Annotated in this window: 6 protein-coding genes and 1 pseudogene; 5 read left to right on the top strand and 2 right to left on the bottom strand. The window is 41.7% G+C overall.

Annotated elements, in window-relative coordinates:
- Positions 1-232: 232 nt before the first annotated feature.
- From AACS90_RS19585 to AACS90_RS19560, 5 genes and pseudogenes are all read left to right on the top strand, one after another.
- The gene (locus AACS90_RS19585) at positions 233-862 is read left to right on the top strand and encodes a terminase small subunit (RefSeq protein WP_099123571.1); all 630 of its coding nucleotides are present in this window, start codon (positions 233-235) and stop codon (positions 860-862) included.
- Positions 846-1,838, top strand: a pseudogene (locus AACS90_RS19580) (DNA-packaging protein); the annotation flags it as partial. The gene AACS90_RS19585 and the pseudogene AACS90_RS19580, both read left to right, overlap by 17 nt.
- Before the next feature lie 95 nt (positions 1,839-1,933).
- The gene (locus AACS90_RS19570; protein ID WP_445286263.1) at positions 1,934-2,932 is read left to right on the top strand and encodes a hypothetical protein; all 999 of its coding nucleotides are present in this window, start codon (positions 1,934-1,936) and stop codon (positions 2,930-2,932) included.
- 619 nt (positions 2,933-3,551) lie between these two features.
- Positions 3,552-3,728 carry a hypothetical protein gene (locus AACS90_RS19565; protein ID WP_193756917.1) on the top strand — a complete coding sequence of 59 codons (177 nt, stop codon included), beginning with the start codon at positions 3,552-3,554 and terminating at the stop codon, positions 3,726-3,728.
- A gap of 4 nt (positions 3,729-3,732) precedes the next feature.
- Complete coding sequence (locus AACS90_RS19560) at positions 3,733-4,812, top strand: hypothetical protein (RefSeq protein ID WP_099123570.1); 1,080 nt, start codon at positions 3,733-3,735, stop codon at positions 4,810-4,812.
- Positions 4,813-4,905: 93 nt separating this feature from the next.
- On the opposite strand, the gene AACS90_RS19555 is transcribed toward AACS90_RS19560, so the two are convergent.
- Both AACS90_RS19555 and AACS90_RS19550 read right to left on the bottom strand, forming a co-directional pair.
- Positions 4,906-5,982 carry a glycosyltransferase gene (locus AACS90_RS19555; protein WP_099123569.1) on the bottom strand — a complete coding sequence of 359 codons (1,077 nt, stop codon included), beginning with the start codon at positions 5,980-5,982 and terminating at the stop codon, positions 4,906-4,908.
- A 62-nt stretch (positions 5,983-6,044) separates the two neighbouring features.
- On the bottom strand, positions 6,045-6,545 hold the full coding sequence (locus AACS90_RS19550) for a glycosyltransferase family 25 protein (RefSeq protein WP_153043707.1): 501 nt from the start codon (positions 6,543-6,545) through the stop codon (positions 6,045-6,047).
- Between the last annotated feature and the right edge of the window lie 150 nt (positions 6,546-6,695).

Genomic DNA, 6,695 nt, shown 5'->3' with positions numbered 1-6,695 from the left:
TTCGAAATCCAGGGCGGCATCGACTTGACGGACTAAATGATGTTGAGGCACAAGCGCATCGAGCGAGAGTGTTTCGGGCGGGAAAGTCTGGGGAGGGGGTATTCTTAACATGGCGGCAAGCTCCGTCGGGTGAACGGAATTTGATTAAATCAAAGTGCCGGATAAAAAACCAGCACTTTGTCAGTAATCTGCAACCACCTTCGGGTGGTTTTTTACTATATGGGAACAACCAATGGCACAAAAGAAATTTCAGCTCACTAATGAGCAAAAAGTTCTCTTTGATGCCTTAACTCCATTACAGCAAAAATTCGCACTGGGTATCTTGAAAGGATTAAATCAGGTCGATGCTTATCGTAAGGCAGGAGGGAAGGCAAAAGGAGAGTCTGCCCGAACTCAGGCGAGCCGAATGATAACATTTGATAACGTTAAAACTTTTCTCGATGCCATGAACCAAGAAGCCATTTCCGATGCGGTCATGAGCCGTCAGGAAGCCTTAGAGCGTCTTTCTGCGATGGGACGTGTTTCTATTCACGATATTGCCAACTTCCGTAACAGTCAGGTAGGGGAAGACGACGAGGGGAAGCCAGTGTTCCAGGCTACATGGCAATTTAAAGATTCAGCCTTGCAGAACCCTGCTGCATTGAGTGCCATTTCCGAACTGACCACCGGCAAAGACGGTATCAAGCTAAAACTTCATGATCCGAAAGCGGCCATTAAGCAGTTGTCTGAATTAATGGACTGGGAGGCACCGAAGAAAACGGAAGTCACCGGCAAGAACGGTGGCCCACTCCAAACGGTGGCATTAACCAAGGCGGAGTACCAACAGGCCCGGCAGGAGATGTTAAATGAGGACGACTGCTGAGCAGCGGGATTTTGCCCGCAGACTGGAATGTGAAGAAGACGGCCTGTATTTTTCCCGCTACTTCTTCAAGCAACGCATGGGCAGCAAGATGATTGTGGCCCCGCATCACCGGATTATTGACGAGACGTTACAACGGGTCATCGACGGTGAGATATCCCGGCTGGTTATCAATGTGCCGCCCGGCTATACCAAAACCGAGCTGGCGACGATTAATCTGATGGGACGGGGCTTGGCCCTCAATCACCGTGCCCGGTTTATGCACCTGTCGTACTCTCACAATCTGGCCTTACTGAACTCATCAACCACCCGCAATATGGTGAAATCACAGGCGTATCAGTTCCTGTGGCCCATGTCCTTGCGTGATGATGCGGACAGCAAGACCATGTGGTGGACAGAGCACGGCGGCGGGGTTTATGCCTCTTCCGCAGCAGGACAGGTCACCGGGTTTCGTGCCGGTCATATGGAATCGGGCTGGCAAGGGGCACTCATCATTGATGATCCCGTTAAGCCCGATGATGCTCACAGTGAAACTGTGCGCAATGGGGTGAACAATCGTTTCAATGAAACCATTAAATCCCGGCTGGCCATTGAGACGACCCCCATCATTGTCATCATGCAGCGCATCCACTATCACGACCTGAGCGGTTATCTGCTGCGGGGTGGCAGTGGAGAACGGTGGCATCATCTTTGTCTGCCGGTGACTATCAATAACGCGGTCTCTTACGAAACCCTGTTTCCTGAACACACCCATGCCATTCCCATTGCGCATGGTTTGCCGGATGGCTGGTTATGGCCGTTTAAGCACAATGAATCACACCGTATTTCGCTCTTTTCGCATCGCCGAACGGCAGAAGCGCAGTACATGCAACGGCCACGTAAATTCAATGAAGAAGGGGCTTTGTGGAATGAGCAGATGATAGCTGCATCCCATGCCATGACTATCAGTCAGGAACTGACACGCACCGCGGTGGCTATGGTTACGATTATGAACGTGACCAGAATACCGATCCGGCAGCGAAAGATATCGAACGCGAGAAAATGAACGGGATTTTTCACGATATTACGGAGGCTGTGGGAGAAATACAGACGTTCGGTACGGCGCAATGGACAGTAGAAGCACAGCCTTATCCGTTACGGGCACTGGTGTATCACAAGCAAAAACTCTGGCAATCCCGTATTGAGAATAACAAAGAAGCGCCCGCAGCAGGCAATGCTTGGTTTGAACTCAAAGCCGACCTAACTGCCGGAGAGGTTGGAGCATACAACAAAGAGGAGGCCAACCAACGCTTTCAGCCATTGGGGAACTACACGCCTGCCGGTTATAGCTATGGCAAAGAAGAGTCTGATAATCGTTTTCAACCGAAGGGCAATTATCAACCTGCCGGGAATTATACGTTGAAAGGGGACAGTTATACCAAGCCAGAATCGGACGGGAAATATCAGCCAGTGGGTAATTATCTGACGGCCGGGTATAGCTATTCTAAAGACGAAAGTAACGGGCGTTTTCAGCCGAAAGGCAATTATGCGCCTGCTGGTAGTTATGCCCCGAAAGGCGAAAGTTACACTAAACCCGAATCAGATGCTAAGTACCAGCCACAGGGTAATTACCAGCCAACAGGTAATTACGCCGTGCGGGGGGAGAGCTACACGAAAGGGGAGTCCGATGGGAAATATCAGCCTCGTGGCAATTATCAACCTGCTGGAAACTATGCTCCGGCAGGGAATTATGCGGTTAGGGGGGAGTGTTACACAAAAGGCGAATCTGATGAGCGATACCAACCTAAAGGTGCGGGTGTGAATGTCCGCAAAATTTTCTCTGGTAACTGGGGCAAATGGGGTAGTGCAAGCTTTACTGAGGATGTCAGAGGTAAGTTTTTGTTGTTTAAAGGTCATGCTTCAGGTTGGTTTGCCCCTGCTGTAATTTTGCCTGTTGGTGGGTGGCAATACGAAGTTTCTTGGTATGCTGGTGGTAATTCACAATTCCACATTTTTACATTATCAGGTGATGGGCGAAGTGCAAGTTGCCAGGATTCTTCATGGAGCATAGGGGAGATTTGGCTGATTAATTAATTATGGCATTTTATTTTTCCATATGACAGGTTAAAACCACCGTCTTTAGACGGTGACTTTGACTCTAATGTTTTGACCTATGCGCGTTTACGAGGTGCGTGGTTCGACGACTTTCAGTCGTCGGCACCGAAGTGCGCTAACCCACCTACTTCAGTAGGTGGTAGTTAAGTTTTTCGTAATATTATAGTTTTCCTTTGTAAGAATCAAAATCATTAGTCATACCCTGATTTACAAAGCAATAAGAAATTTGATATGAGCTAAGTGAGATATATTGATATTATTTCACTTGGCATTTTTTTAATGCAGAAATACTAACAGTGGATAAGCCAGCTGGTGTATCACTAATAATAACAGTTTTTATATTAACTCCAATCACAATATGGTTACCCACAAATATCACGAGGTGTTTCATTGGACATTATTGTCGAAATAAATTTTATTAATGTTTTATATGACATCCTTCTGCTATAAAAAGATAAATTCTTACATCACTAACAAAAATTTATTAAAACAGTAAGTTCCGTGTTGATAAACCCAATTTGATGTTTACGGGCGGAAATGACCACACCGCCTTCATATTACTTAGCAAAATACTTTGTTGATTAAATGAGGGTTATATATGAATACTCAAGATAGTAAACCTGATAAGGCGACGAAAAAAGATAATGTATTTCCTGATACTCCAATCAGGAAAAAACAAACTGTCACACTAAATCAAGCTGAAAACAGTGTCAGTAATATCTTTGGCTTTGGCTACTCACATGCCAATTTCTTCAACAGCTACTTCGGAGCCTAATCTCATGACAAAAACATTTAAAGTTCCCTTTGCAGCGCAGGGAGATAGAGTTTCTATTCCTGATCAGCCTCGAGAAGATGGTACTGTTTCATATGCTCAAGGTTATGGTAGTGGATATGGACTTGATCCAAACGAAGATCCTGCTGCCATGAATATCGAACGTGAAAAGATGAATGGTATTTTCCACGATATTACCGAAGCCGTGGGAGATATCCAGACCTTTGGCGCGGCGCAATGGACAATGGAGGGCCAACCTTATCCTCTGCGTGGATTGGTTTACCATAAGCAGAAACTCTGGCAATCCCGCATTGAGAACAACAAAGAAGAGCCAAAAGCAGGAAATGCATGGGTAGAGCTAAAAGCTGATCTGACTGCTGATGAGGTGGGTGCCTATAGCAAGAAGGAGTCGGATGACCGTTTCCAGGCTAAAGGAGACTACCAGCCAGCAGGCAATTATGCTCCGGCCGGAAACTATGCCTTGAAAGGTGAAAGTTACACTAAACCGGAATCGGATTCGAAATATCAATCCAAAGGAAATTACCAGCCAGCAGGTAATTATGCTCCGGCCGGAAACTATGCCTTGAAAGGTGAAAGTTACACTAAACCGGAATCGGATTCGAAATATCAATCCAAAGGAAATTACCAGCCAGCAGGTAATTATGCTCCGGCCGGAAACTATGCCTTGAAAGGTGAAAGTTACACTAAACCGGAATCGGATTCGAAATATCAATCCAAAGGAAACTATCAACCTGCAGGTAATTACGCGTTGAGAGGAGAAAGTTATACCAAGGGGGAATCTGATGCGAGATATTTAAAATCTATCTCGGGTCGTGCAATTAGGGTATGGTCTGGCAATATTGAATCAGGGACGGTTAACTTATCTCGTAATGTATTAGGTAAAGTTTTATATTGTTATGACCCCAACCAAGATTGGTACTACACAGTGACAATACCAGCCCCTTATATTGATATTTTTACTCTTTCTGGGACAGGGTGGATTGCATTAAGGTTAGATGGTTCTGGTACTTGGCTGACTATATCTAAAACAAAAGTGCGTACAACAGCAATAGATATTTACGAGTAAGAGCCTGTAAATTAAACTGTGTATTTACCATATCTTTGTATAATTAATCAGGGGAGAGTTCACTCCCCTTTTATTATATTTTATTATATTTTATTATTCAGCGCATAGCGTTTTTTTGATTTTATTATAATATGAATCATCATAATATTCATATATAGATTCTTTTATTATCGAATGAGCAGGGAGCTGTTTTCCATCAATGATGCATTGTAATTTATTAGATAATACACCTATATCATTTAAAGGGTATAATTCACCATTGACTCCATTTTTGATTATATCTGCAGGTCCTGTTTGACAATCGGAGCTAATCACGTAAACGCCATAGGATATTGATTCACATAGAACCATGGGAAAACCTTCGTAAGATGAGGTTAGTAATAAGCAAGTGACGTTTTTAATATTTTCCCGCACATATGCCCATGGGTTTTGTTGCCAACCATGCCACTTTATTCTATTTTCAATTTTAAGTAGAATTGAAAGTTTCTTTAATTTATCAATTTCTTGGGAGTCACCTGAACCAACAATATTTAGTGACCAATCTCCATTTATTCTAGAAAGTGATAAAAATAGTTCTTTTAGATTCTTTTGCCCATTGAAATTAATCCTGCCTAAATATAAAAAAGAAATATTTTTTTCACGGGTTATCACTTCAAGTTTTGGTGTCACAGGATTAAAAACAGTGTAAATATTTTTTTGGTTAACTCCCATGTTGTAGAGTTGCGTAGCGATTCCAGAACTGATAGCCAAATGTTTATCTGCTAATAGAATGTATTCTACTTTATACATATCATGCAGGGTGAAATGACACCAAGAAATGATATTTGTACTTTTAAAACTAAATCTCCTTGCCCATAGTGATATATAGCATGTTAGTGAGTCGTAAGATATAATATGCTTTGGATTGTGTTGTGAAATTAATTTTGAAAATTTATATGCGAAATGAAATCTTCTTATTTTTGTATTTTTAATATTTGACTTAATTCGAACAAACTTTTTTTCACCAATCCATCTATCATCAGGGTTTTTGAATTTATCCTCAAAAAAAACAAATAAAACATCATAGTTATCATTGTGTGATAATAATCTGTGAAAATTATCAAAAACGGTTTCCATACCACCAAATCCACTTAAATTATATCCGGCAATAAAAATTTTATCTTTTTTCATTATAAGATCGGCTAGTCGATTAAACAGGGTTTTATCAAATTATAGGTAGTATAATATTGGTACTAGTGTTTAACTTTCTTTAGCGGTGCTCTAATAAAGATTCTCCATAAACCCAATTTTAGTTCAGTATAAAAGGATTTTTTCCTGTGTTGCTGATCTAACTCTGTTCGTTCGTCAGTTCTATCGTTACCAATTGATGAATCTAAGTTCAAATCAGTTAACCCTACTACAGGGGGAATAACACCTTTTAATTTTATAGCACCATGCTCTCTAAATATTTTCCATTCATCAGCAGCGAATCTGATGGGTAGTAAATATTGATATAGTTTTTTAGCTGCCGCTAAATTTAATATGTATCCAAAGGCTCCTGCTGAATCAATAACATTGACAATGCTATACTCGTCAGTTAATGGCTTTTTAAATGAATCAAAGTATTCATTTGTTTTGTTCAGTAAAAAAAACAATGGATTTGATCCAAGAGCCTGAGGATCTTTTTCTAAAGAGGATAGTACCGCTATTAGATTATTATCAAAGGTGATGTCGTCTTCTAAATAGCTTTTCAAAATGGTAGGCGAATCAAAGAAACTCAGTCCTATTTTTGCGAACTTTTTAACCGCAAAACCAAAAAAACACAAAAAGGAAGGACTGAGTTATGGCCATCGTACCACCAATTCCGCGCAATGAGCGGCGTCAAATGAGAAAAATTGTCCAAA

The organism is Xenorhabdus sp. KK7.4 (genome assembly GCF_963876465.1).
In the GTDB taxonomy this organism is placed as follows: domain Bacteria; phylum Pseudomonadota; class Gammaproteobacteria; order Enterobacterales; family Enterobacteriaceae; genus Xenorhabdus; species Xenorhabdus stockiae.
The sequence above is the reverse complement of the archived record's forward strand: the minus strand, read 5'-3'. Positions and strand labels throughout refer to the sequence as shown.